Annotated in this window: 25 protein-coding genes; 13 read left to right on the forward strand and 12 right to left on the reverse strand. The window is 64.9% G+C overall.

Features of this window, described 5'->3' with window-relative positions; translation table 11 throughout:
* Positions 1–127: 127 nt before the first annotated feature.
* Complete coding sequence (apbC, locus tag AB7F10_RS08080) at positions 128–1,282, forward strand: iron-sulfur cluster carrier protein ApbC (protein WP_428558792.1); 1,155 nt, start codon at positions 128–130, stop codon at positions 1,280–1,282.
* Between the two features lie 3 nt (positions 1,283–1,285).
* On the opposite strand, the gene AB7F10_RS08085 is transcribed toward apbC, so the two are convergent.
* The gene (locus tag AB7F10_RS08085; RefSeq protein WP_428558790.1) at positions 1,286–1,663 is read right to left on the reverse strand and encodes a bleomycin resistance protein; all 378 of its coding nucleotides are present in this window, start codon (positions 1,661–1,663) and stop codon (positions 1,286–1,288) included.
* A gap of 5 nt (positions 1,664–1,668) precedes the next feature.
* On the reverse strand, positions 1,669–2,331 hold the full coding sequence (locus tag AB7F10_RS08090; protein ID WP_428558788.1) for a Fe2+-dependent dioxygenase: 663 nt from the start codon (positions 2,329–2,331) through the stop codon (positions 1,669–1,671).
* 122 nt (positions 2,332–2,453) lie between these two features.
* Between AB7F10_RS08090 and AB7F10_RS08095 the strand changes: the two genes are divergently transcribed.
* The 3 genes from AB7F10_RS08095 (at position 2,454) to AB7F10_RS08105 (ending at position 6,156) form a co-directional block, all read left to right on the forward strand.
* Entirely contained in the window at positions 2,454–3,326 is an 873-nt protein-coding gene (locus AB7F10_RS08095) for a hypothetical protein (protein ID WP_428558786.1), read from the forward strand.
* 51 nt (positions 3,327–3,377) lie between these two features.
* Positions 3,378–4,763, forward strand: coding sequence for a cytochrome c peroxidase (locus AB7F10_RS08100; RefSeq protein ID WP_428558784.1), 1,386 nt, complete (start codon positions 3,378–3,380; stop codon positions 4,761–4,763).
* A 307-nt stretch (positions 4,764–5,070) separates the two neighbouring features.
* Complete coding sequence (locus AB7F10_RS08105; protein WP_428558782.1) at positions 5,071–6,156, forward strand: TRAP transporter substrate-binding protein; 1,086 nt, start codon at positions 5,071–5,073, stop codon at positions 6,154–6,156.
* A 76-nt stretch (positions 6,157–6,232) separates the two neighbouring features.
* Here AB7F10_RS08105 and AB7F10_RS08110 read toward each other — a convergent pair whose 3' ends face one another.
* The 5 genes from AB7F10_RS08110 to gph all read right to left on the reverse strand — a co-directional run bounded on the left by AB7F10_RS08110 (position 6,233) and on the right by gph (position 11,243).
* Positions 6,233–7,894: a TRAP transporter large permease gene (locus AB7F10_RS08110; RefSeq protein WP_428558780.1), complete on the reverse strand. Its 1,662-nt coding sequence runs from the start codon at positions 7,892–7,894 to the stop codon at positions 6,233–6,235.
* Positions 7,895–7,921: 27 nt separating this feature from the next.
* Positions 7,922–8,503, reverse strand: a complete 582-nt coding sequence (locus tag AB7F10_RS08115; protein ID WP_428559994.1) for a TRAP transporter small permease subunit — start codon at positions 8,501–8,503, stop codon at positions 7,922–7,924.
* Between the two features lie 239 nt (positions 8,504–8,742).
* Positions 8,743–9,792, reverse strand: coding sequence for a GTP 3',8-cyclase MoaA (moaA, locus tag AB7F10_RS08120; RefSeq protein ID WP_428558778.1), 1,050 nt, complete (start codon positions 9,790–9,792; stop codon positions 8,743–8,745).
* 148 nt (positions 9,793–9,940) lie between these two features.
* Positions 9,941–10,444 carry a hypothetical protein gene (locus AB7F10_RS08125; RefSeq protein ID WP_428558776.1) on the reverse strand — a complete coding sequence of 168 codons (504 nt, stop codon included), beginning with the start codon at positions 10,442–10,444 and terminating at the stop codon, positions 9,941–9,943.
* A gap of 112 nt (positions 10,445–10,556) precedes the next feature.
* Positions 10,557–11,243: a phosphoglycolate phosphatase gene (gph, locus tag AB7F10_RS08130; protein ID WP_428558774.1), complete on the reverse strand. Its 687-nt coding sequence runs from the start codon at positions 11,241–11,243 to the stop codon at positions 10,557–10,559.
* A 181-nt stretch (positions 11,244–11,424) separates the two neighbouring features.
* Between gph and rpiA the strand changes: the two genes are divergently transcribed.
* The 5 genes from rpiA (at position 11,425) to AB7F10_RS08155 (ending at position 17,412) form a co-directional block, all read left to right on the forward strand.
* Positions 11,425–12,141, forward strand: a complete 717-nt coding sequence (rpiA, locus tag AB7F10_RS08135) for a ribose-5-phosphate isomerase RpiA (RefSeq protein ID WP_428558771.1) — start codon at positions 11,425–11,427, stop codon at positions 12,139–12,141.
* Positions 12,142–12,184: 43 nt separating this feature from the next.
* Positions 12,185–12,703, forward strand: a complete 519-nt coding sequence (locus AB7F10_RS08140; RefSeq protein ID WP_428558769.1) for a DUF2059 domain-containing protein — start codon at positions 12,185–12,187, stop codon at positions 12,701–12,703.
* 17 nt (positions 12,704–12,720) lie between these two features.
* Positions 12,721–14,106: a glutathione-disulfide reductase gene (gene gor / locus AB7F10_RS08145; protein ID WP_428558767.1), complete on the forward strand. Its 1,386-nt coding sequence runs from the start codon at positions 12,721–12,723 to the stop codon at positions 14,104–14,106.
* Positions 14,107–14,201: 95 nt separating this feature from the next.
* Positions 14,202–15,590 (forward strand): class II 3-deoxy-7-phosphoheptulonate synthase, encoded by a 1,389-nt coding sequence (locus tag AB7F10_RS08150; RefSeq protein ID WP_428558765.1) that lies wholly within the window; start codon positions 14,202–14,204, stop codon positions 15,588–15,590.
* Positions 15,591–15,669: 79 nt separating this feature from the next.
* Positions 15,670–17,412 carry an NAD+ synthase gene (locus AB7F10_RS08155; protein WP_428558763.1) on the forward strand — a complete coding sequence of 581 codons (1,743 nt, stop codon included), beginning with the start codon at positions 15,670–15,672 and terminating at the stop codon, positions 17,410–17,412.
* A gap of 72 nt (positions 17,413–17,484) precedes the next feature.
* Here the strand turns inward: AB7F10_RS08155 and AB7F10_RS08160 are convergent, their stop codons facing one another.
* From AB7F10_RS08160 to maiA, 4 genes are all read right to left on the reverse strand, one after another.
* Positions 17,485–17,748, reverse strand: coding sequence for a YMGG-like glycine zipper-containing protein (locus AB7F10_RS08160; protein WP_428558761.1), 264 nt, complete (start codon positions 17,746–17,748; stop codon positions 17,485–17,487).
* A 146-nt stretch (positions 17,749–17,894) separates the two neighbouring features.
* Complete coding sequence (locus AB7F10_RS08165; protein WP_428558759.1) at positions 17,895–18,938, reverse strand: DUF2865 domain-containing protein; 1,044 nt, start codon at positions 18,936–18,938, stop codon at positions 17,895–17,897.
* A gap of 21 nt (positions 18,939–18,959) precedes the next feature.
* Positions 18,960–19,856, reverse strand: a complete 897-nt coding sequence (locus AB7F10_RS08170) for a DMT family transporter (protein ID WP_428558757.1) — start codon at positions 19,854–19,856, stop codon at positions 18,960–18,962.
* Positions 19,857–19,920: 64 nt separating this feature from the next.
* Entirely contained in the window at positions 19,921–20,592 is a 672-nt protein-coding gene (gene maiA / locus AB7F10_RS08175) for a maleylacetoacetate isomerase (protein ID WP_428558755.1), read from the reverse strand.
* Between the two features lie 156 nt (positions 20,593–20,748).
* Here maiA and AB7F10_RS08180 point away from each other — a divergent pair, with 156 nt between their 5' ends.
* Entirely contained in the window at positions 20,749–21,207 is a 459-nt protein-coding gene (locus tag AB7F10_RS08180) for a DoxX family protein (RefSeq protein ID WP_428558753.1), read from the forward strand.
* A gap of 85 nt (positions 21,208–21,292) precedes the next feature.
* On the opposite strand, the gene AB7F10_RS08185 is transcribed toward AB7F10_RS08180, so the two are convergent.
* Complete coding sequence (locus AB7F10_RS08185; RefSeq protein ID WP_428558750.1) at positions 21,293–21,589, reverse strand: hypothetical protein; 297 nt, start codon at positions 21,587–21,589, stop codon at positions 21,293–21,295.
* Between the two features lie 355 nt (positions 21,590–21,944).
* Here AB7F10_RS08185 and cysS point away from each other — a divergent pair, with 355 nt between their 5' ends.
* Genes cysS through AB7F10_RS08200 form a run of 3 tightly spaced genes read left to right on the forward strand, consistent with a single transcriptional unit; the run spans position 21,945 to position 24,165 of the window.
* A complete protein-coding gene (gene cysS, locus AB7F10_RS08190; protein WP_428558748.1) occupies positions 21,945–23,282 on the forward strand; it encodes a cysteine--tRNA ligase in 1,338 nt (445 codons plus the stop codon).
* Positions 23,279–23,668: a hypothetical protein gene (locus tag AB7F10_RS08195; protein WP_428558745.1), complete on the forward strand. Its 390-nt coding sequence runs from the start codon at positions 23,279–23,281 to the stop codon at positions 23,666–23,668. Before cysS ends, AB7F10_RS08195 begins: the two co-directional genes overlap by 4 nt.
* The gene (locus AB7F10_RS08200; protein ID WP_428558743.1) at positions 23,665–24,165 is read left to right on the forward strand and encodes a GNAT family N-acetyltransferase; all 501 of its coding nucleotides are present in this window, start codon (positions 23,665–23,667) and stop codon (positions 24,163–24,165) included. The genes AB7F10_RS08195 and AB7F10_RS08200 overlap by 4 nt, the downstream gene beginning before the upstream one ends.
* The last annotated feature ends 48 nt before the right edge of the window (positions 24,166–24,213 follow it).

Here is a 24,213-nt window from a genome sequence, read left to right on the forward strand (position 1 = left end):
ACCGGCGGCTGACGCTCATTATCCCGCCTTGCCGTGTCCGGCAATGGCCGGCGTGGCTGCACTGTCGTTGCATTGACCCGCCCGTCATCGTCCTTATGTTGTCGTGGCAAAGCAACAGGAACGAACAATGTCGGCATCGAAGGATCAGGTCTTGGCGGCGCTGAAGGCGGTTTCCGCGCCGGACGGGACGGCGTTGACCGAAACCAGGGCGCTGTCCGACATCGTCGTCACCGACGGCAAGGTCTTCTTCTCGATCAGCGTCGATGCCGCGGCCGTGAAGGCGTGGGAACCGGTGCGCAACGCGGCCGAGGCGGCCGTGAAGGCCGTGCCGGGCGTCGTCTCTGCGCTGGTCGCGCTGACGGCCGAGCGGGCCGGCGGTGCGTCGCGTCCGGCCGCCGCGCCGCGCGGGCAGGGTCATCAACATGGTCATCAGCATGGACAGAACGCGCCCGGCCACGGCGCGCATGAGCGCCAGCCTTCCGGCGTGCCGGGCGTCGAGGCGATCATCGCGGTCGCGTCCGGCAAGGGCGGCGTCGGCAAATCCACCACCGCGGTCAATCTGGCGCTCGGCCTGCGCGATCTCGGGTTGAAGGTCGGCATGCTCGACGCCGACATCTACGGCCCGTCGCTGCCGAAACTGTTCGCCATCAAGGAGAAGCCGCAGACCATTGACGGCAAGCGGCTGAAGCCGATCGAGCGTTACGGCCTCAAGGTGATGTCGATCGGATTCCTGATCGACGAAGAGACACCGATGATCTGGCGCGGGCCGATGGTGATGTCCGCGATCACGCAGATGCTGCGCGAGGTCGAGTGGGGCACGCTCGACGTCATGGTGGTCGACATGCCGCCCGGCACCGGCGACGCGCAATTGACGATGGCGCAGCAGACCCCGCTCAAGGGCGCGGTGATCGTCTCGACGCCGCAGGACCTCGCCCTGATCGACGCGCGGCGCGGCATTGCGATGTTCAAGCGCGTCAACGTACCGGTGCTCGGCATCGTCGAGAACATGAGCTACTTCCTGTGTCCGAGCTGCGGTACGCGTTCCGACATTTTCGGCCACGGCGGCGCGCATGCGGAAGCGCAGCGTCTCGGCGTGCCGTTCCTCGGCGAAGTGCCGCTGCACATGGACATTCGCGAGACCTCGGACTCCGGTCAGCCAGTGGTGGCGACCGAGCCCGACAGCGCCCACAGCAAAATCTATCGCGAGATCGCGGCCCGGGTGCACGAGCAACTCAAGGGCGGTTCGGGACGCGCGGCGCCGAAGATCGTGATCGAGGCCTGAGCGTCAGCTGCACTCGCCGAAGCTCAGGAGATAGCCGTCGGGATCCTTGATGGCGAATTCCAGCATGCCGTAAGGCATCCGCTCCGGTCCCCATTCCGCGGTAACGCGATCCTTGATGGCGTTCCAGAACGCCATGACGTCATCGAGATAAATGTACTGCGTTGCGGTGGCGTGCGGCTCGCCGAGATGCGCGTTGCGCATGAACATCAGCGCGATGTTGTCGCGCTCCAGCCGGCACCAGCCTTCCTCCTGTCCGGTGCACCGGAAACCGAGCACCGTTTCATACCAGGCGATCGTGCGCGCGATGTCGCTCGCTTGCAGCATCGGCGTCAGGGCGAGCAGCTTTGCGGTTGCCGGCTTTGCGGCAGATTCCTGCGTCATGTCGCTTAGTCCTCCGCCCACATCCGCATCAGGTTCGCCGTGGACTTGGCGATCAGATTGTAGTCGCCGCTCGCGCCCTGCGCCGCGAAGATACGCCGCCGCGCGGTGTCGAGATCGAACAGGATCTCGCGCCGCGCGGCGTCGCGCACATAGCTGCGCGCCCAGCCGACGCAGACCAGCCGCTCGCCCCGCGTCACCCTGGCGACACGATGCAGGGCGGTGGTCGGATAGACGATCATCGATCCGGCCGGAAGCTTGAAGCCCTCGTCGCCGGACGGGTTCTCCAGCACCAGCTCGCCGCCCGAATAGGATTTCGGGTCGCCGAGAAACAAGGTGTAGGAGACGTCGGTGCGCATGCCGTTCATCAGCGCGTCGTCGACATGGCTGCCGTAGTTCTTGCCGCGGACGTAGCGCGCGAACATCGCGGGCGTCAGCGTCTTGGGACGGACCGCGATGTTGAACACCTCGCTGCCGCGGATGCGGTCGGTGACGAGCTTGCGGATGCCGTCGAGCGAACGGTCGGTGCTGTCGGCCTGTTCGTTGTTTTTGACCCGGCGCGCGGCGAAGCCGGCGGTCGCGCGGCCGTCGACGAAGCGGGCTTTTGCCAGCGCGGCGCGGATCACTTTCAGGTCGGCGGCGGACAGGACGTTGCCGATGACGATCTGCATATCTTTTCCATCAAACGGTGTGGTCCAGTGCGAGCGGCTGGAATCGTTCAAAACTAGAGCGCTGGACGCTCGGCGCGACAATAGTATGGTCTGCCGCAAAGCGGAAACGATGGAGTGCCGGCATGAAGCGGTCGACGAAGGTTTGGGTCGGGATTGGCGCGTTCGTCATCACCGGCGGCGGTTACACCGCCATTTCGTCGACGCCGGCGGTGACGGCGCCCGCGCCGGACTTCGGCAACTCGATCTGCTCGCCGTCGCGCAAAGGCAGCGCGGCCAAGGCGCCGCTGATCCGTTTCGCGCAGGCGCAGGGCGGTGAAGGAGGCGAGGGCGGCGAAGGCGGCGAGGCGGGAGCCGCCAATCTGCCGCCGGATCTGAAATTTGCGCTCAGCATCGCGCTGATCCGCGGTCATCTGCTGATCGGCGATCAGCTGGTCGCCGAGAAACAATGGGACGCCGCCTTTCCGCATTTCATGCACCCGGTCGAGGAGCTTTATGACGGCATCAAGGACCAGGTCGCCGATTACAACACGCCGCAGTTCCTGAACGAGCTGAACGCGCTCGCCAAGGTGGTCGAGGCGAAGAACGCAAAGCAATATGCGGCGGCCAGGCGCAAGGTGGACGCAGCTCTTGCCAAGGCCGATGCCGGAATCAAGGCGAAACATGCTGAGGCGCCGTTTGCGCTGCAGACCGCGCTCGAAGCGATGAAGGTCGCGGCGGGCGAATATCAGGCCGCGATTGTCGGCGGCAAAATCGCCAAGCCGGTCGAATATCAGGATGCGCGCGGCTTCATCCTTTATGCGGAAACGCTGATCGAGGGCGCGGCCGCCCCGCTCGGGAAAAAGAACGCAGACGCGCTGAAGAAGCTGCGCGGTTATGTTGGCGAACTGAAGAAGGTGTTCCCGACGGCGATGCCGCCCAAGACGCCGGTGAAAAACGCCGGCGCGATGCGGGCGCTCGTGTCGCGGGTCGAACTGGCGGCCGGCGATCTGCTCTGACCGTCCGATTGTCGTGGCGGGGGCGCCAACGCAAGGCTTATCGTAGGCGTCATGTTGCTCAGCCGGAAAAATCTGACGAGGCTTGCGGCGCCGGCCTTTGCCGCCGGCGCGCTGGCCGGCACGGTGCTGGCGCTGGCCTTCGCCGGAAATCCCGCCATCGCGACCGGCGCTGCAAGGGGCGCGACGAAGCCCACGGCGCAGGCAAAGCCGGCGTCGCTTGCCGCCCGCAAGGCGGCGTTTCGCAGACCCGATCGCGTGCCGTTCCCTGCCGACGACCCGTTCTCCGAGGCCAAGCGCGCGCTCGGCGAGAAGCTGTTCTACGACCCGCGGCTTTCCGGCAATGGCGCGATGTCCTGCGCCAGTTGCCACGACGTCGCGAAGGGTTTTGCGGACGGCGCGGCGAAAGGAAAGGGCGTGCCGGGCCGCATGCTCGCGCGCCATACGCCGACCTTGTGGAATCTCGCCTGGGGCCGCGCGATGTTCTGGGACGGCCGGGCACGCAGTCTCGAAGAGCAGGTGTCGTTCCCGATCCAGAATCCGGAGGAGATGGCGCAGCCGCTTGATCCGTTGATCGGAAAACTGTCCGCCATTCCCGATTACGTCACGGCGTTTTCCGCGGCCTTCCCCGACAATCCCAAGATCGACGGACCCAATCTCGCGAAAGCGCTCGCCACCTATGAGCGCACGTTCGTGTCGCCGCCGACGCGCTTCGACCGCTGGATCGCCGGCGACAACAAGGCGCTGCGGGCCGATGAGGTCAGAGGCTTCAACCTGTTCACCGGCAAGGCCGGATGCGCGAACTGCCACAGCGGCTGGGCCTTCACGGACTCCGCTTTCTACGACATCGGCCTGCCGGGCAGCGATCGCGGGCGTGGCGCGGTGTTGCGGCTGCCGAACGTCAATTTTGCTTTCAAGACGCCGGGCTTGCGCGAACTGACGCGCTCGGCGCCTTACATGCATGACGGTTCGATCAAGACGCTCGAGGATGCGGTGCGCCACTACGAGACCGGCGTGGTGCAGCGGCCGACGCTGCCGCCGGAACTGCCGCGCAAGCTTGCGTTGACCGGCAAGGAGCGCGCCGATCTCGTCGCGTTCCTGCAAACCTTGTCGAGCGAACAGGCGCCAGCGGTCGCGGCGAAGGTCGAGCCGGAAACCGTGGCGGTCACCAGCCCGGCCGTCGCCGTCAATACCGTCGCCCAGATCGACAAGTCGTTTGAGCCGGGTCACATCACGGTCAAGCGCGGCAGCCGGTTGTGGATCGTCAACAACGACAGCCGCACCCACAACGTCCGCATCTTCGACGAAAAACTCGACTTCGATTCCGGCGCGCAGGAGCCGGGCGAAGTCGTCGATCTGACCTTTGCGCAGCCCGGCTCCTACCTCATGTCCTGCAGCATCCATCCCAAGATGGAGCTTCATATCGACGTTACGCCGTGAGTGGGCGATTACATAAGATATTGATTTTATTGGTATAATTATCCGAATCCGGTGCTGTCCCGGGCACGGCGTCCAGGCGCCGCCGAATGCGCCCGGCCAGCGCGCCATCGCGCATCCCGCTGCCCGCCTCGCGCGCGAGCCACCCGTTCGGTGCATTGAACTTTCGCAAAACAAGTGCAAACTGCCGTCATCCGGTGCGACCTATTGTCGGTGCCAATCGACAGGATGCGGGTCGGGCGGGTCTCTACCGCTGGGGTTAAGGCGGCATCGTGCCGCCAGAGAAAAGTCTTAAGGGAGGAAATTCGTGATGAAGCGTCGTCAATTTTTGAAGGCAGCAGGCGTCGGCCTTGCCGCCAGCACGATCGCCGCGCCGGCGATTGCGCAGTCCACGCCGACGATCAAGTGGCGCATGCCGTGCAGCTGGCCGAAGTCGCTGGACACGATCTACGGCGGCGCCGACGTGATGGCGAAAGCTGTCGGCGAAGCGACCGACGGCAAGTTCCAGATTCAGGTGTTCGCGGCGGGCGAAATCGTCCCCGGCCTCCAGATCGTGGACGCGGTGCAGAACGGCACCGTCGAAATCGGCCATACCGCGTCGTACTACTATTTCGGCAAGGACCCGACCTTCGGCTTCGGCACCTCGGTGCCGTTCGGTCCCAACTTCCGCATCAACCAGGCCTGGTGGACGCAGGGCGGCGGTTCGGAGGTGATGAACGAGTTCTACAAGAAGTATAACTCGCACGCGCTGCTGGCCGGCAATACCGGCTGTCAGATGGGCGGTTGGTACCGCAAGGAGATCAAGTCGGTCGACGATCTCAAGGGCCTCAAGATGCGCATCGGCGGCTGGGCCGGCAAGATTCTGGCCAAGCTCGGCGGCGTGCCCCAGCAGATCGCCGGCGGCGACATCTACCCGGCGCTCGAGCGCGGTACGCTCGATGCGTGCGAGTGGGTCGGTCCTTATGACGACGAGAAGCTCGGCTTCTACAAGGTCGCGCCGCACTACTACGCGCCCGGCTGGTGGGAAGGTGGCTCGATGCTGCTCGCCTTCGTCAACCTCGACAAGTGGAATGCGCTGCCGAAGCACTATCAGCATGTGCTCGAGCAGGCCGCTGCCTACTCCAACCAGGTCTGCATGGCGAAATACGACGCGCTCAATGCGCAGGCGCTTCGCAAGCTGATCGCCGGCGGCACCAAGCTCCACGTCTTCTCGCCGCAGATCATGGAAGCCGCGTACAAGGCGACCATGGAACTGCACGCCGAAGTGGCCAAGGAAAACGCCAGCTTCAAGAAGGCCAACGACTCGCTGATGTCGTTCACCAAGAGCACCTATCAGTGGTTCCAGGTGGCCGAGAACACCTACGACCAGTTCATGATCCGCGTCAGCCGCGGCTGATCGGACGTCGCAAAACAGAAACCCCGGAGCGCAAGCTCCGGGGTTTTTCTTTTGTCCGCCGGCTTGCAGCGCCGCGCTATTTGAACGTCGGTAATTCGAGCTGCGTCGGCGGCGGCAGATCAAGCCCCGGAATCTCGATCTTGACCTTGCTCGGATCGACGTTCGACGCCGCGCCTTTGTAGTGCATCACCATCGCCGGGAACAGGATCACCAGCAGAACCATGACGACCTGGATGAAGACAAAGGGCACCGCTCCCCAGTAAATCTCCCCGGTCGTCACCGGCGCCATGCGTTTCCCGGTGATGCGGTCGATGAAGGATTCTTTTGGCGCAACCGAGCGAAGATAAAACAGCGCGAAGCCGAACGGCGGGTGCATGAACGAGGTCTGCATGTTCACGCCGAGGATGACGCCGAACCAGATCAGGTCGATCCCGAGTTTCTCCGCCGCAGGCCCGAGCAGCGGAATGATGATGAAGGCGAGCTCGAAGAAGTCGAGGAAGAAGGCGAGGACGAACACGAATATATTGACGAAAATCAGGAAGCCGGTCTGGCCGCCGGGCAGCGATGTCAGCAGGTGTTCGACCCAGACGTGGCCGCTGACGCCGTAGAAGGTCAGCGAGAACACGCGCGCGCCGAGCAGGATGAAGACGACGAAGGCCGACAGCTTCGCGGTGGACTCCACCGCCTGGCGAACCAGGTCCCAACTCAGCCGCCGCTTGAACCAGCCGAGCAGCAGCGCGCCGCTCGCGCCCATCGCGCCGCCCTCGGTCGGGGTCGCGACGCCGATGAAGATGGTGCCGAGGACGAGGAAGATCAGGAACAGCGGCGGCACCATCACGAAGGTGGTCTGCTGCGCGATGCGCGAGAGGAAGCGGAAACCGGTCAGCTTTTCGCTAACCCAGTTGATGATCGAAACCGCGAAGGCGAACAGGATGCCGATGAACATCGTCAGGATGACGAAGTCCGCGCCGCGGCTCGTCGTCTGGCGCATGATCAGCCATGCGACCAGGGCGCTGACGACGGCGAGAACCGCGAGCGAAGTGAGGCCGCGGTTGCCATTGTCCTCGCGATAACCGATCGCGTCCGCCGGAAGGCCGGGGGCCGCCTTGGGAAAGAACGTCGCGACGATGAAGACGTAGCCGGCATAGAGCAGCGACAGGACGAGGCCGGGTAGGAAGGCGCCTTCATACATGTCGCCGACCGAGCGGCCGAGCTGGTCGGCCATCACGATCAGCACCAGCGAGGGCGGGATGATCTGCGCGAGCGTGCCGGAGGCGGCGATCACGCCCGAGGCGAGCCGGTGATCGTAGCCGTAACGCAGCATGATCGGCAGCGAGATCAATCCCATCGAAATGACGGAGGCCGCGACGACGCCGGTGGTCGCCGCAAGCAGCGCGCCGACGAACACCACCGCGTAGGCGAGGCCGCCGCGCACGGTGCCGAACAACTGGCCGACGGTTTCGAGCAGGTCCTCGGCCATGCCGGACCGCTCGAGGATCAGTCCCATGAAGGTGAAGAAGGGAATCGCGAGCAACGTATCGTTGCTCATCACGCCGTGAACGCGCTCGGGCAGTGCCTGCAGAAAGTCGGGCGCGAACAGGCCGAGTTCGATGCCGATCAGGCCGAACAGCAGACCGACCGCGCCGAGCGAGAAGGCGGCCGGATAGCCGAGCAGCAAGAACACCACCAGCGCCGCGAACATAATCGGCGCCATGTTCTCGATAAGGAATGCCGTCATGAAGGACCCCGGAACGGTGCTGTGCTGCTAACGCTTGTCGATGGCGCCGACGTGCTGTTCGAGCTCGGCTTCGATGGCGGTTTTGGTGGATTCGGACGGATCGTCGATCATCCCGCGGACGACCGCGAGACGTTTGATGAGTTCCGAAAGCCCCTGGAAGAAAAGAAGTGCAAAGCCGATCGCGATGAGCGACTTGGCGGGCCATTGCGGCAGGCCGCCGGCGTTCCACGACTGCTCGTCGATGGCATAGGACTTCAGGAAGAACGGCAGGCCGGTCACGACCATGATGATGCAGAGCGGCAGCAGGAAGAATGCGTGGCCGACAATATCGATTGTCGCGCGCAGCCAGCGCGGCATCAGATTGTTCACGATGTCGATGCGGATGTGCTCATTCGACAGCAACGTCCATGGCGAACACAGCATGAAGACGATGCTGAACAGAATCCATTGCAACTCGAGCCAGGTGTTCGACGATGTGTCGAACGTCTTGCGGATAATGGCGTTGACGGCCGAGACGAGGACCGCGGCAAGAATGAGCCACGACAGTCTCTGGCCGATCCAGCGGTTGATGGAATCGACAACGCGCGTTGCAGGAAGCAGCGCGCCGATAAGCCAATCGACGACGGCCACGTGATTTCCCCACTGCAAACGACCTCCGGGGAGGCCGCTTTTATTCAGTCTTTATGCCCCACACAGGCCAATGGCCCGTTGCCGACAGCTAAGCCAAGACAGGTGGCGGGCGTCAACCCGCTTTTTGGCTGACGGCCCTTTTGGCTCGATAGGCGTCGGCAATTGTGGCTTGAGTGGCCGGGCCGCGAGACGCGGCCTCGAAACGCCGCTTGGGGATATCAGCCGCCGGTCACGCTCATGTGCCGCTGTACCGCGGGGCGCTGTTTGCGGCGGTCGATGACGAAGTCGTGGCCCTTGGGCTTGCGGGCGATCGCGCGCTCGATGGCCTCATAAAGCGGCTCGTCGCTTTCGGAGGCGCGCAACGGCGCGCGCAGGTCCGCGGCATCCTCCTGACCGAGGCACATGTAGAGCGTGCCGGTGCAGGTAATGCGCACGCGGTTGCAGCTTTCGCAGAAATTGTGCGTGAGCGGCGTGATGAAGCCGATCAGCCCGCCGGTCTCCCTGGCGCGGACATAGCGCGCCGGGCCGCCGGTGCGATAGGCATCGTCCTCGAGCGTGAGGCGCTCGGCGAGACGGGCGCGAACCATCGACAGCGGCAGATACTGGTCGAGCCGCTGCTCGCCGACGTCGCCCAGCGGCATTACCTCGATGAAGGTGATGTCCATGCCGCGGCCGTGCGCCCATTCGACCATCGGCCGGATTTCGTCCTCATTGACGCCCTTGAGCGCGACGGCGTTGATCTTGACATGCAGGCCGGCGGCTTGCGCGGCGTCGATGCCCGCCATGACCTTGCCGAAGTCGCCCCAGCGCGTGATGGCGCGGAACTTGTCGGCATCGAGCGTGTCGAGCGAGACGTTGATGCGCTCGACGCCGTGGGCCTTCAGCTCGGCGGCATATTTCGTGAGCTGCGAGCCGTTCGTCGTCAACGTCAGCTCGCGCAGCGCGCCGCTCTTGAGGTGGCGGGAGAGGGACTCGACCAGAGTCATGATGCCGCGCCGAACCAGCGGTTCGCCGCCGGTCAACCGCAGCTTGGTCACGCCGCGCGCGACGAAGGCGCTGCACAGCCGGTCGAGTTCCTCGAGGCTGAGGACATTGGCTTTCGGCAGGAAGGCCATGTCTTCCGACATGCAATAGACGCAGCGGAAATCGCAGCGGTCGGTCACCGACACCCGCAGATAGTCGATGCGGCGCGCAAAGGGGTCGATCAGCAACGGCCGTGCCGTCTCGCTCTCGGACCTCAGGTCGGTGTTCCGGTTCTGAATATTCATGTCTCTAGAACCACATAGGTTCCGCCGGCGGGAAATCAACCGGATTGCGTCCAATAGTGGACGATAGGGCCGCGACCGTCCAGCAAGGCCGGGCCACGAGCGCGTTGAGACGCCGAAACGGACGGAAATAACGCGCCGCGGGAGGCGATTAGCGGCTTGCCGGCGGCGTGGAGGGCCACGGCGAAGCCGCGGCAGGCGCGGGCGCTGCCGGGGCTGGCGCGGGAGCCGCGGCGGCGGGCTTGGGAGCCGCCGGCGGCTTCGGCTTTGCGGTCGTCGCGCGTCGGCGCACGGGCTTCTTCGCCGGCGCGGGCGGAGCCGGCGACAGTTCGACCATCACCGGGTTCGGACGCAGCCGGGAGGTGCCGTCGCCCTGGGCGACCAGTTCGATCTGCTCGCTGTCGGCGAGATAGCCGTCGAGCGAGAAGGTCACGGTCACCGGCGCGTTGGCGGGAACCGCGAGCGAGCAGGGCGTCTTGCAGGCCTGGCCCGTCGACGTCTTCACGTCGGCGCCGGCCGGCTCGGATTCGAAGCTGATGTTCTCGGTCGGCGGCGCGGGCTTGAGCGAGTCGAGCCACGACGACGAGGAGGAAGAGCAACCGGCCAAAGCAATGCCTGCGCCCAGAACTGCGATCACGCGATACATGTTAATCATCCCGTCCGCCCGGAAGGCTGCCTTAAGCCATCCGCCCAATGTGACAATAGGAAGGCGTTGAAAAAGGCGCAATGCTGCCGGGCCGTTAACCTTACCGCGTTAACCATGCCGGTCAGGCATTTCGCGGCGATAACGCCCCGACGGCTTCGATTGCGGCGACCAGCTCGTCGAAATGTCCGATCACGCGGTTCGGCGAGAACTCGCTGACGTGGCGGTCGGTGTAGCCGAAATCGACCGCGATCACCGGAATACCGGCGGCCTGCGCGGCGCGAATGTCGGTCGCGCTGTCGCCGATCATCACCGCGCTCGCCATCGTGCCGCCGGCCGCGGCGACGGTCTTGTGCAGGACGAGCGGGTCCGGCTTCTGGATGCCGAATGTGTCCTGGCCGCAGATCGTCGCGAAACGCGACGTGAGCCTGAGCGCGTCGAGCAGCGTCACCGACAATCCTTCAAGCTTGTTGGTGCAGACGGCGAGGCGGCAGCCGCGCATCGCGAGATCGTCGAGCGCGCGTTCGAGACCGGGAAACGGCCGCGAGCGATCGGCGATGTGCTCGGCGTAATAAGCGAGGAATTCCTCGAACAGCCGGTTCAGCAATTGCGGCGCCGGATCGCGGCTGCCGGCGATGAGGCCGCGCTCGAGCATCAGCCGCGCGCCGCCGCCGATGAAGGTCCGGGCCGTCTCATAGGGGACTTCCGGCAACCCCTCGCGCGCCAGAATGACATTGAGCGTCGCGACCAGATCCGGGGCGGTGTCGATCAGGGTGCCGTCGAGGTCGAAAACGATGGTCGGCTGGGGCATGCTCGGTGGGCTGTTTCGAGTGAGGGACGTGCCGTCATCGCTAGCCCCCGGACGGCGCTCGCGCAAGCCGCCGCCGAATTCGGCTATCATCGCCGGCGCGTAAGCGATAGAGAGGCAAACCGGCGGGTTTGGCGGCGAAGTGGCCGCAAGGCGGGACCGCAGATCAGGGAGTCGCGTGCCGATGAATGCCGAGGACCAGAAGCGCGCCGCCGCGGCCCGCGCCCTCGAATTTGTCTCTGCCGGCATGAAGCTCGGTCTCGGCACCGGCTCGACCGCGCGGCATTTCGTCGATCTCTTGGGCGAGCGTGTCCGCGCCGGCTTCGACGTGGTCGGCGTGCCGACCTCGGAGGCGACACGTGCGCAGGCCGAGAACGTCGGCATCCGTCTGACCACGTTGGACGAGACGCCGGAACTCGATCTGACGGTCGACGGCGCCGACGAGGTGGGGCCAGATCTCAGCCTCATCAAGGGCGGCGGCGGGGCCTTGCTGCGCGAGAAAATCGTCGCGGCGGCGTCGCGTAACATGATCGTGATTGCCGACGACTCGAAGTGGGTGCCGGCGCTTGGGCGCTTTCCGCTGCCTGTCGAGGTGCTGCCGTTCGGCTTCGGAGCGACCCGCCGCGCGGTGGAACGCCTTCTTGCGCGGGACAATCCGCAAGGGCAGGCGGTCCTGCGCACGGCGAACAACGGCCATGCTTTCGTCACGGATGGCGGACACTGGATTATCGACGCATCTTTCGGACGTATTGCCGATCCGGCCCGATTGGCGCATGACCTTGCGGAGATTCCCGGGGTCATGGAACACGGATTGTTTGTCGGCCTCGCGCAGGTCGTGATTCTTGCCGGTTCGCAGGGCATCCGCGTCGTCGAACGCCCGTCCGGGGCCGCCGCGCGATAGAATACGAGATGCAGAAGAAAATAATGACGATGGAGACGTTGAAATGAGTTTCGTTCGGTTTGGCGCCATTGCCGCGCGTCTGTCGGCCGCGCTTGCTCTGGTGGCGGTCGTGGCGACGGCCGGACAGGCGCAGCCGGCGCCGTCGCAGGCGTCCGTCGACATGGCGCGCGAAATCGTCGTGCTCAAGGGCGGCGACCGCATCTTCTCGCCGCTCATTCCCGGCGTTATCGAGCAGAGCAAGAACATGTTCCTGCAGCAGAACCCGGCGCTGCAGAAGGATCTCGACGACGTCGCCGCCAAGCTGCGCGCGGAGCTTGCTCCTCGCAAGGACGACGTGATGACCGATGTCGCGCGCGCCTATGCCAGCCATTTCACCGAGGCCGAGCTGAAGGAAATCCTGGCGTTCTACAAGTCGCCGGTCGGCAAGAAGGTGATCGAGCAGGAGGTCAAGGCGCTGGAGCAAAGCATGGGCGTCGCCCAGCAGTTTGCCGCGAAGCTTTCCGATGAGGTCGTCACCAAGATACGCGCCGAGATGAAGAAGAAGGGCCACAATAACCTTTAGGCCACCGGGCGTTTGTCATGTCGGAATTCGACGTCGATCTCTTTGTCATCGGGGCAGGTTCGGGCGGCGTGCGCGCCGCGCGGATCGCCGGCGGTTACGGCGCGCGTGTCATGGTGGCGGAGGAGTTCCGCTTCGGCGGCACCTGCGTCATCCGCGGCTGCGTGCCCAAAAAGCTCCTGGTTTATGCCTCGCGCTTTGCGCACGAGTTCGAGGACGCCGCCGGTTATGGCTGGACGGTGGGCGAGCCGACCTTCGACTGGCCGACGCTGATCGCCAACAAGGATCGCGAGATTGCGCGGCTCGAGGCCGCCTATATCGCGACGCTCGAGCGCAGCAAGGTCGAGATGGTGCGCAGCCGCGCCGTGATCGAGGATCGGCACACCATTCGGCTCGTCAAGGACAACAAGACGGTCCGCGCCAAGACCATTCTGGTTGCGACCGGCGGCTGGCCGCATATGGGCCCGAACATTCCCGGCCTCGAGCATATCATCTCCTCGAACGAGGCCTTGCATCTCGACGCAATGCCCAAGCGCATTCTCATCCAGGGCGGCGGCTACATCGCGGTGGAGTTCGCCTGCATCTTCGCCGGGCTGGGCTCGGAGGTGACGCTGGTTTATCGCGGCGAGAATATCCTGCGCGGCTTCGACGACGACGTGCGCGAACATCTGCGCAACGAGATGCGCAAGCGCGGCATCGTCGTCACCTGCGGCCACACCGTGACCGAGGTTGGAAAAGCCGGCGATGAATTCTCCGTCAAGCTTTCGGATGGCAGCAGCGTGACGGTCGACAAGGCGATGTTCGCGATCGGGCGGCGGCCGAACTGCATGAATATCGGACTCGAAAAGCTGGGCGTGAGGTGCCATGAGCACGGCGGCATCGAAGTCGACGCGTATTCGCGTACGGCTGTGCCGAACATTTACGCGGTCGGCGACGTCACCAACCGCGTCAATCTCACGCCGGTCGCGATCCGCGAGGGCCACGCCTTCGCCGATACGGTGTTCGGCAACAGGCCGACGAAGGTGGACCACAATCTCGTGCCGACCGCGGTGTTCTCCGAACCGGAGATCGGCGTGATCGGCCTGACCGAGGCGCAGGCCCGCAAGGAGCTTGCGCAGGTCGACATCTACAAGACGAGCTTCCGTCCGATGAAAGCGACGCTGTCGGGCCGCGACACGCGGGTCTTCATGAAACTGGTGGTCGACGGGACGTCGGATCGCGTGGTCGGTTGCCATATCGTCGGCCCCGACGCCGGCGAGATCATCCAGGTACTCGGCATCGCGGTGAAGATGGGGGCGACAAAGGCCGACTTCGACGCCACCATGGCGGTGCATCCGACCGCGGCTGAGGAACTGGTGACGATGCGCGAAAAAGCCGCCAGCTATAAGCGGGCCGCCGCCGAATAGGGGCCCGATAAGCCTAAGGCACGGGCACTTCTCATTTTTCTGGAATTTCCGGACGGGGCCGGTGTATAAGGCCGCCGATAACGGAGTTTTGTGTGATGCCCGAGCGTTGGTCGCCCGATAGCTGGCGCAAGAAGCCGATCGTCCAGGTTCCGGACTACCCGGAGCCGCAGGCGCTAGCCGATGTCGAAAAGCAGCTTGCGACGTTTCCCCCGCTGGTTTTTGCGGGTGAGGCGCGCAATCTGAAAAAGGCCTTGGCCCGAGTCGCAAAGGGCGAGGCGTTCCTGCTTCAGGGCGGCGACTGCGCCGAGAGCTTCGCCGAGCACGGCGCGAACAACATCCGCGACTTCTTCCGCGTGTTCCTGCAGATGGCGGTGGTGCTGACCTATGCCGGCGCTTCGCCGGTGGTGAAGGTCGGCCGTATCGCCGGGCAGTTCGCCAAGCCGCGCTCGTCGCCGCTCGAGAAGCGCGACGGCAAGGAGCTGCCGAGCTATCGCGGCGACATCATCAACGACATCGACTTCACCGAGGAGTCGCGCCGGCCCGATCCGCGCCGCCAGCTCGCGGCCTATCGCCAGTCGGCCGCCACGCTCAACCTGCTGCGTGCCTTCGCCAAGGGCGGCTATGCCAGCGTCGAGAACGTGCATCAGTGGATGCTGCAGTCGGTGTCCGGCTCGCCGCAGTCGAAGGCCTATGCCGACCTCGCCGACCGCGTCTCCGGCGCGCTCGAATTCATGCGCGCCTGCGGACTGAATTTCGCGGTCGACTCGGCGCTCGGCACCACGGATTTCTACACCAGCCACGAGGCGCTGCTGCTCGGCTACGAGCAGGCGATGACGCGCATCGATTCGACGACCGGCGACTGGTACGCGACCTCCGGCCACATGCTGTGGATCGGCGACCGCACCCGTCAGCCCGATCACGCGCATATCGAATACGCACGCGGCGTGAAAAACCCGCTCGGTCTGAAGTGCGGCCCGTCGCTGAAGGCCGACGACCTGCTGCGGCTGATCGATATCCTCAATCCCGACAACGAGCCGGGTCGGCTGACGCTGATCGGCCGCTTCGGCGCCGAGAAGGTCGGCGAGCATCTGCCGGCCTTCATTCGCGCCATCAAGCGCGAAGGCCGCGAGGTGATCTGGTCGTGCGATCCGATGCACGGCAACACGATCACATCGGCGACCGGCTACAAGACGCGGCCGTTCGACCTGATCCTCAAGGAAGTCCGCAGCTTCTTCGAGATCCATGCGGCCGAGGGCACCTATGCTGGCGGCGTGCATCTGGAGATGACGGGGCAGAACGTCACCGAATGCACCGGCGGCGCCCGCGCCATCACCGATGCCGACCTCAACGACCGCTATCACACGGTCTGCGATCCGCGGCTCAACGCCGAGCAGGCGATCGACATGGCGTTCCTGCTGGCCGATCTGCTGAAGAAAGAGCGTTCCGGCGCGGTGCGGGCGATGCCGGCGGTTGCGGGCCTCTAGCGGCATCCGCCCGGCGGGGCACAGCCATTCCGGAGCCACGCGTTGCGGGGCGAACCGGCAGACGGTACATGCTTAAGCCATGAACGCGCGCCCCGCCGACCGACTGGCCATCGCCGTCGCGCAACTCAATCCGATTGTCGGCGATATCGCCGGCAACGCCGCGAAAGTCCGCAAGGCGCGCGACGAGGCGGCCGCGCAGGGCGCCGACATCGTCGTCTTCCCCGAACTCTTCATCGCCGGCTATCCGCCGGAAGATCTCGTGCTGAAACCCGCCTTCCAGGCGGCTTGCCGCGCCGCGGTCGAAGCACTTGCCCGCGAGACCGCGCAGGGCGGTCCGGCGCTCGCGGTCGGCACGCCGTGGCGGGACGGCGACAAGCTCTACAACGCAGCGGCGCTGCTTGAAGGCGGGCGTATCGTCGCGCTCCGCTACAAGGCCGACCTGCCGAACTACGGCGTGTTCGACGAGAAGCGCGTGTTCGCGGCGGGACCGATGCCGGGCCCGGTCAGCTTCCGTGGCGTGCGGATCGGTCTGCCGGTCTGCGAGGACATCTGGGGGCCGGAGCCGGCCGAATGTATCGCCGAGACCGGCGGCGAAATCCTGCTGGTGCTGAACGGCTCGCCGTATCGCCGCGGCGTCGACGACGAACGGCTGAACGTCGCGGTGCCGCGCGTCAAGGACACCGGCCTGCCGCTCATCTATGCCAATCAGGTCGGCGGGCAGGACGAGCTGGTGTTCGACGGCGCCTCGTTTGGCCTGCATGCCGACTGCTCGCTGGCCTTCCAGCTTCCGGCGTTCGTCGAATGCGTGGTGACGACGCGGTGGCGGCGCGACGGCGGCACCTGGATTTGCGAGGGCGGCCCGAGCGCACCGGCGGCCGAGGGTGACCGGGCCGATTATGCGGCCTGCGTGATGGGGCTGCGCGACTATGTCGGCAAGAACGGCTTCAAGGGCGTCGTGCTCGGCCTGTCCGGCGGCATCGATTCCGCGCTGTGCGCGGCCATCGCGGTCGATGCGCTCGGCGCGGAGCGCGTGCGCTGCGTGATGCTGCCTTACAAATACACGGCGCAGGAGTCGCTCGACGACGCGGCCGCATGCGCTCGCGCGCTCGGCGTGCAATATGACGTGCTGCCGATCGCCACGGCGGTGGAGGGGCTCGAGGCGGCGCTCGCGCCGCTGACCGCGAAGCTGCCGCGCGACGTCACCGAAGAGAACATTCAGGCCCGCGCCCGCGGCGTGATCCTGATGGGCCTGTCCAACAAGTTCAATCTGATGGTGGTGACGACCGGCAACAAGTCGGAAATGTCGGTCGGTTACGCGACGCTCTACGGCGACATGAATGGCGGATTCAATCCGGTCAAGGATCTTTACAAGACGGAAGTGTTCCGGCTGGCGCGGCTGCGCAACGCATGGAAGCCCGCCGGAGCGCTGGGGCCCGCGGGCCGCGTCATCCCGGAGAACATCATTACCCGGCCGCCGACCGCGGAACTGCGCGAGAACCAGAAGGACGAGGACTCGCTGCCGCCTTATGCGGTGCTCGATGACATTCTCAGGCGCCTGATCGAGCGCGAGGAGCCGATCGCCGCAATCGTTGCCGCCGGATTCGACCGCGATCTGGTGAAACGGGTCGAGCACCTGCTGCACATCGCCGAATACAAGCGGCGGCAGGCGGCGCCGGGGGTCAAGGTGACGCTGAAGAATTTCGGCCGCGACCGCCGCTATCCGATCACCAACCGGTTCCGCGATTCCGGCGAACCGCTGCCGGAGCCGGACACCACGCTCGTCAGCGTACGGCCGCTGAAAACCGAAGCCTTCGATTTTTAAAACGCGCGCCAAAGAAAAACCCGGCCTCGCTGCGGAGGCCGGGTTCGATCACGCAATCACGCTACGCCGACATCAGCAGCGGAAGTAGCGGCGGTGTCCGTAACGGTTGACCCGGTAGCAATAGCCGGGGCGCGTCGCATCCGCGATGATCGCGCCTGCCGCCGCGCCGATCACACCGCCGGCGACCGCTGCGCCTGCGCTGCGTCCCGCGAGACCGCCGATCAACGCGCCGGTTCCGCCGCCGATCAGTGCGCCGGAGGCAACACGATCCTGACGGGCCGTCTGACAACCGGCCAACGCCAGCGCCATTGCGGCAACGATCATCAATTTCTTCATCGCGGTCTCCCTTCATGAAACTTTGTCAGAATAATCCATCGAGGAAACGCAGCCGGAGGCTTGCGGTTCCCCGATAAGGCCGGATTTTTGACCCGGCCAATACGCAATTAAGAAGATCGATAAAGAATGCGGCGAAAAACCGCCGCTCAGCGGACCGGATAGAACGTCGGTCCGACGGTGCGAACCGTGCTCTTGGGCGGTTCGGCGCTCTGATTCGCGGTGGACGTCTGTCCGCCGGCGTCGTTCTGCGGCGCTGTCCCATTCTTGAGCAGGTTGCCGATCGCATCCTTGCGCGGCTGCGACATTTTCTTCGCCCGCTGCTCGGTCACGACGACGTCGCCGGCGGCGAGGGTGTCGTCCGGTCCGGTCGCCTTCATCGCGTCGGACCAGCTTTGGCCGGCGCGGCGGCAACTGCAGGCGGTGTTGTACTCCTGGCGATAGCGGAACGCCGTCGGCAACGCGCTATAAGGCTGGCCGCTCAGCGAGACCGCCTGCGCGACGTCCTCGCCGGGGTTGTGATAGGTGAAGAGCTGAACGTTCTGCGCCGGGCACATGCGCTGGCACTGGCGTTCGTCGTCGGCGAAGCGGCTCGAATTGGTCGCAAACGAGATCGGGAAATAGTAGCCGTCGCAGGTGCGCACACAGATGGTGCGGAACGTGCCCGCGGCCTGACTGTTGCCGCTGAAGAGATTGTTGTTGCCGAACAGCCGGTCGAGGAAGCCGCCGCTCTGTTGCGCGGCGGCGTTGCGATACTGCGGACCGCAGCCGTTGTCGGAGAGCGCGATCAGCAAAGCCTGCCGCTGTCCGGCCCGCTGGGTGGTGCCGCCGTGCAGCTGCTCGAGCTGGTTCTGCGCATTTTCGAGAACCGAGCGCGCCTGACGGATCTGGTTTTCGAGACCGCCGCACTGCGCCGGCGGACTGGTGAAGATCGAGAAGAAGCCCGAGCCCTGGCAGCCGATGCGGCGTGACTGCGCGACCATCCGGTCGACCTCGAACTGCTGCCGGTTGACGGCATCCTCCGCGCGGCGGATCTGCTCGGCGCGCGCGGGGTCCGCATTGCCGCGGTCGAGCGACGCCAGTTGCGCCTCGAGCCGCTGACAGGTCGGGTTCTGCGATTGCGCCAGCGCCACGGTGCAGGAGACGGCGAGGGCGGGCAGCGCGATGGCAAGGCGGGCAAGCGAAACAGTCATGGTCGGCACTTTAGCGTCGAATTATGGCGGCGGCGAGCCGGCCGCCCGGCGCAGTCCGGCGGATTCGGCCCGCAGGTTCCATAGCACGCCGCCCGCAAGAATGAGCGTGCCGAGGAGGACGAAGATGTCCGGGGTCTCATTGTAAAACATCCAGCCGACCACCGCGATCAGCGGCACCCGCAGGAAATCGATCGGGACGACCACCGTGGCGTCGCCGGAGCGGAAAGCGTTGGTAAGGCAGTAGTGCGAGGTGGTCCCGGCGATGCCGACGCCGAGCACCGGCAGGATATCGATCGGCGCCAGCCGGGCGAACGAGGCAATGTCGCTGCCGGCCAGCGCGATCGGAAGCTGGATCGCCATCATCCAGAAGATGATACCGAAGGTGCTTTCGGTCGCGGTCAGCTGCTTGGTCGTGATCATGGTGATCGCGTAGCCGAAGGCCGCGATCAGGACGAGAAACACCGCCGGATTGAACGAAGCGATGCCCGGCCGCAGGATCACCAGCACGCCGATCAGGCCGAGCACGACGACGCCGACGCGGCTCACCGTCAGCCGCTCGTGCAGGATCCAGACCGCAAGCACGATCGTCCAGGCCGGCATCGTGAACTCCAGCGCAAAGACGGTGGCGAGCGGCAGCAGCGTCAGAGCCGTCGCCCAGCAATATTGCGAGCCGAAATGAACGGTGTTGCGGAACAGGTGCAGCTTGAAGCGCCGCGGTGTGAGGGCGAGGCGAAGTTCCGGGTAGATGAGAAGCACGAGCAGCAGGATCACGAGCGCGGTGGCGCTGCGGATGGTCAGGATCTCGAAGATGCTCAGATGCGCGTTGGCAAGCTCGCGGATCGATACCGCCATCACCGAGAATGACAGCAGCGCGCCGACCATCCACAGAACGACGCGGACGAGATTGTTGCTCTGCACTTGCGGGCTTTCCGGAAATGAGTCGCTGAACGCGTTCAGGGTCTAGCAGCGATGGCGCGGCGGGTCACTCGGCATCCGCCTGATTTTCCGGCCGCGCCTTGTCGAACGCCGGAAGTTTCAGGCAAGCCTGCTCGGCCGCAACGATCTTCGGAAAACGGTCAAGCGGGACCTTCAGGCGCCGCGCATTGAACACCTGCGGGACGAGACAGATGTCGGCGATCGTGACCTGCGCGCCGCAGCAATAGGGAGCGGGGTCGATCAGCGCTTCGATCGCCTCGAAACCTTCCGTCACCCAGTGGTGATACCAGGCGTCGATCTCCGGCTGCTCGTGCTTCAAGGTGTGCTTGAGATAGCGCAGCGGCGCGAGATTGTTCAGCGGATGAATATCGCAGGCGACGATCTGCGCCACCGCGCGCACATGCGCGCGCGCCAGCGCGTCCTTCGGCAGCAGCGCAGGCTCCGGATAGATCTCGTCGAGATAGTCGATCATCGCGAGCGACTGGATCAACACCTGTCCGGACTCGAGCGCGAGCGAGGGCACCCGCATCTGCGGATTGACCGAGGCATAGTCCGGTTTGCGATGCTGCCCGCCGTCCTTGGTGAGATGGATAAAGGCCATCTCGTGGGAAATGCCCTTGAGATTGAGGGCGATGCGGACGCGGTACGCGGCCGAGGAACGGAAATAACTGTAGAGCTTCAAGGGATCACCCGGCGGCTGCGCAATGATTGCGGTCAATGAGCGGTCACTGTGCAACGCAGCAGCGTTGGGAGCAAGCCCGTGTGGGCCGGTGGATGGCAGTCATTCGTTTCGGCAATAGGGTGCGGCGGCCGTGCTAGACTGGGCGGAGCGCCCCGGCACACGAGGGCGCCGTCAAAAGGCAAGGGGGAGACGATGACGAACAGGTCCAGGCTTTATATTCCGAGTCTCGGCGGGCTTTACGAGTCGCTCGGACCTTACGCGTTGCCGCTGCTGCGTGTCGGCCTCGGCATTATTCTCATTCCGCACGGCTGCCAGAAACTGTTCGGCTGGTTCGGCGGTCTCGGCTTCGAGAAGTTCTCCGCGATCTTCACGAACATCGGTTACAAGCCCGGCTGGTTCTGGGTGCTCGTCGTCGCGCTGACGGAAGTCGTCGGCGGGTTGTGCATGGTGCTCGGCCTGTTCACGCGCGTCGCCGCGCTGTTCATCGCGATCTTCATGATCAACGCGGTGTGGTTCACCTCGGCCAAGGGATTCTTCTGGACCGCGGGCGGCATGGAGTTCTCGCTGCTGCTGCTGCTGGTCGCGATCGTCTTCCTCGTGCGCGGCGGCGGCGAGTGCTCGCTCGACGGCAAGATGAGCAAGGAGTTCTGATCGGCCACGCGCCAACTGCGAAAGAGAAACGGCCCTCTCCATCCGGAGAAGGGCCGTTTTGATTCAGGAAAACCGTGATGCGCGGTCAGCGCGTGCAGACGATGGCGACGACGTCGCAGTCCGCGCAGCCACCGGACGTGCCGGTCGGGATCGCGCCGGTGATCTCCGTGCGGTCGACCTTCTGATAGGACGCCGCCTGGGCGTAGCTCTGCGACTTGCAATAGGCGTTGGCGACCGGGGCGCCGCACTTCTCGCCGCTGGCGAGGCAGCGGTCGACACCGTATCCGCCGGCGTTCGAGGAGATGATGAACATCTTGTGCTCGGCCTGCGCGACACCGGCGCAGACGAGGAGCGCCACGGCGGTGGCGAAGACAACACGCATCGGATCACTCATGCTGTGACAGGCGGGATGCCGGTGGAGGGGGCAAATTGCGCCAAATTCTTTAAGGCGGCGTAAACCGCGGCGGGCGGGACCGCGCAGAAAGCGGTGATTTATGGCGTTCTTGGGGCGAGGCTTGACGGCGGCAGCCGGCTTTATCATTGTGCCGGCCATGAACGGCACCTCACACGTCCTCGGCATTTGCCGGGAGATTATTCGCTAGCGCCCAAACGCTGGCTGAGGCCGTCTTTTCTCGAATCGAGATACAAAGGGACGCCCCGGCCGGCGCGGCAGGCGCATGTTTTCGTTTGCCTTTTCGACAGGGCGGGCGGCGGCGCGGACAACGGGAACGTCCCTGATGGAATTGCAGCTTTACGACACGCTGGCGCGCAGGAAGCGCCCGTTTGCGCCGATCGATCCCAGCCGCGTACGGATGTATGTCTGCGGGCCGACGGTCTACGACTACGCCCATATCGGCAATGCGCGCCCGGTCATCGTGTTCGACGTGCTGTTCCGCCTGCTGCGGCATCTCTACGGGGCGGACCACGTCACTTATGTCCGCAACATCACCGACGTCGACGACAAGATCAACGCGCGCGCCGCCGAACGCGGCATCGAGATTCGTCAGTTGACCGAGGAGACCTACGCCAACTTCAAGGCCGACGTGACGGCGCTCGGCTGCCTGCCGCCGACCGTCGAGCCGCGCGCCACCGAGCATATCGGCGAGATGAAGACGCTGATCGAGCGTCTGGTCGCCAACAATTGCGCCTATGTGGCGGAAGGCCATGTGCTGTTCCATGTCGCGGCGATGAAGGACTACGGCAAGCTGTCGAACCGCTCGCTCGACGAGATGGTGGCCGGCGCCCGCGTCGAGGTCGCGCCCTACAAGAAAGACCCGATGGATTTCGTGCTGTGGAAGCCCTCGAAGCAGGGCGAGCCGGGCTGGCCGTCGCCTTGCGGCATCGCGACGCCGGGCCGCCCCGGCTGGCACATCGAGTGTTCTGCGATGTCGTGGAAGCATCTCGGCGAGACCTTCGACATTCACGGCGGCGGCATCGATCTCGTCTTTCCGCACCACGAGAACGAGATCGCGCAGTCGCGCTGCGCCTTCCACACCGGCGTGATGGCGAACTACTGGATGCACAACGGTTTCCTGCAGGTCGAAGGCGAGAAGATGTCGAAGTCGCTCGGCAACTTCATCACGATCAACGAACTGCTGAAGGACTGGCCGGGCGAAGTGGTGCGGCTCAACATGCTGCGCACGCACTACCGGCAGCCGATGGACTGGACGGTTCGCGGCCTGAAGGAGAGCGAGCAGAACCTGCATTCGTGGTTCGACGCGAGCGACGATGCTGCGACGGGCGGCTTAGCGCCGGCGGTACTCGATGCCTTGCTCGACGACATGAATACGCCGAAGGCCATCGCGGAGATTCATGCGCTGCATGCAAAGCGTGAGGGCGCCGCGCTCGGCGCGACGCTGGCGGCGCTTGGCTTCAAGCGTTCGGCCCAGCGGATCAACGTCGACGAGGCGAAGGTCGGCGGGTTACTCGCCGCCCGTGCCGCCGCCCGCAAGGCAAAGGACTTCAAGGAATCCGACCGCATCCGCGACGAACTCGCCGCGATGGGCGTGATGCTGAAAGACGGCAAGGACCCCAACACCGGCGAGCCGGTGACGACATGGGAGATCGCGCGATGATTAGCGCATTCGGATGGAGCGTGGTCGGGCTGATCTACGATATTGTCGGCGCAGTTTTTTTAGCATTCGCGATCTTTCTGAATTCGCCGAAAAAAGTGGCCGCTCAAGCGGGCACATATTGGGACTTTAACCCGCACTTGTTGAAGGCGATTTCAGAACAGACCACAGATGCCCGCTCAGGTCTAATTTTTCTGGTATTCGGTTTTGCGCTCCAGCTTGTGGGTCAATGGCGACTGCCCGAGAGTCGCGCATGGAGCATCACTCTGCTGGTGTTGTTAGGAATTTTTGTCCTGTTTTATGTGACCGTTCTGCGACGACATCTGACCAGTCGCCTCGAAGCTCGTGTTAGAGCGATGTATGCGGTTAGCGAGAAGGCGGCCACATGAGCGCGCAGGCTACCCCGCCGTTCGCGCTGCGTCCGATGCTGCCGGCCGACGTGCCGCAGCTCGCGGAAATCCTGCGCGAGAGCGTGCTGGAACTGACCGGCGACGACTACAACGAGCAGCAGCAGGAAGCCTGGATTTCCGTGCTCGACGATCTCGAAGCCTTCGCCGCGCGCCTTGCCGGCGGCCTTACCATCGTCGTCACGCTTGGCGGTGCGGTGGTCGGCTTCGCGTCGCTCGAAGGCAATGACACGATCGATCTGCTCTACGTGCATCCGGCGGCGGCCGGGCAGGGCGCCGGCGCGATGCTGGCCGACGCGCTGGAGAAACTCGCCGGCAGCCGCGGCGTCGCGGCGCTGAAGGTCGACGCGAGCGACACCGCCTATGGCTTCTTCATCAAGCGGGGCTATGTCGCCCAGCAACGCAACAGCGTCGAGCGCGGCGGCGAATGGCTCGCCAACACCACCATGCAGAAACCGCTCGGCGGAGACAAAGCATGAAGCGTCCCGACACGCCGTTCCCGAAACACTGGGCTTATTACATCGTGT

Origin of the sequence: Pseudolabrys sp. (assembly GCF_050250095.1) — a bacterium.
Lineage (GTDB): Bacteria > Pseudomonadota > Alphaproteobacteria > Rhizobiales > Xanthobacteraceae > Pseudolabrys.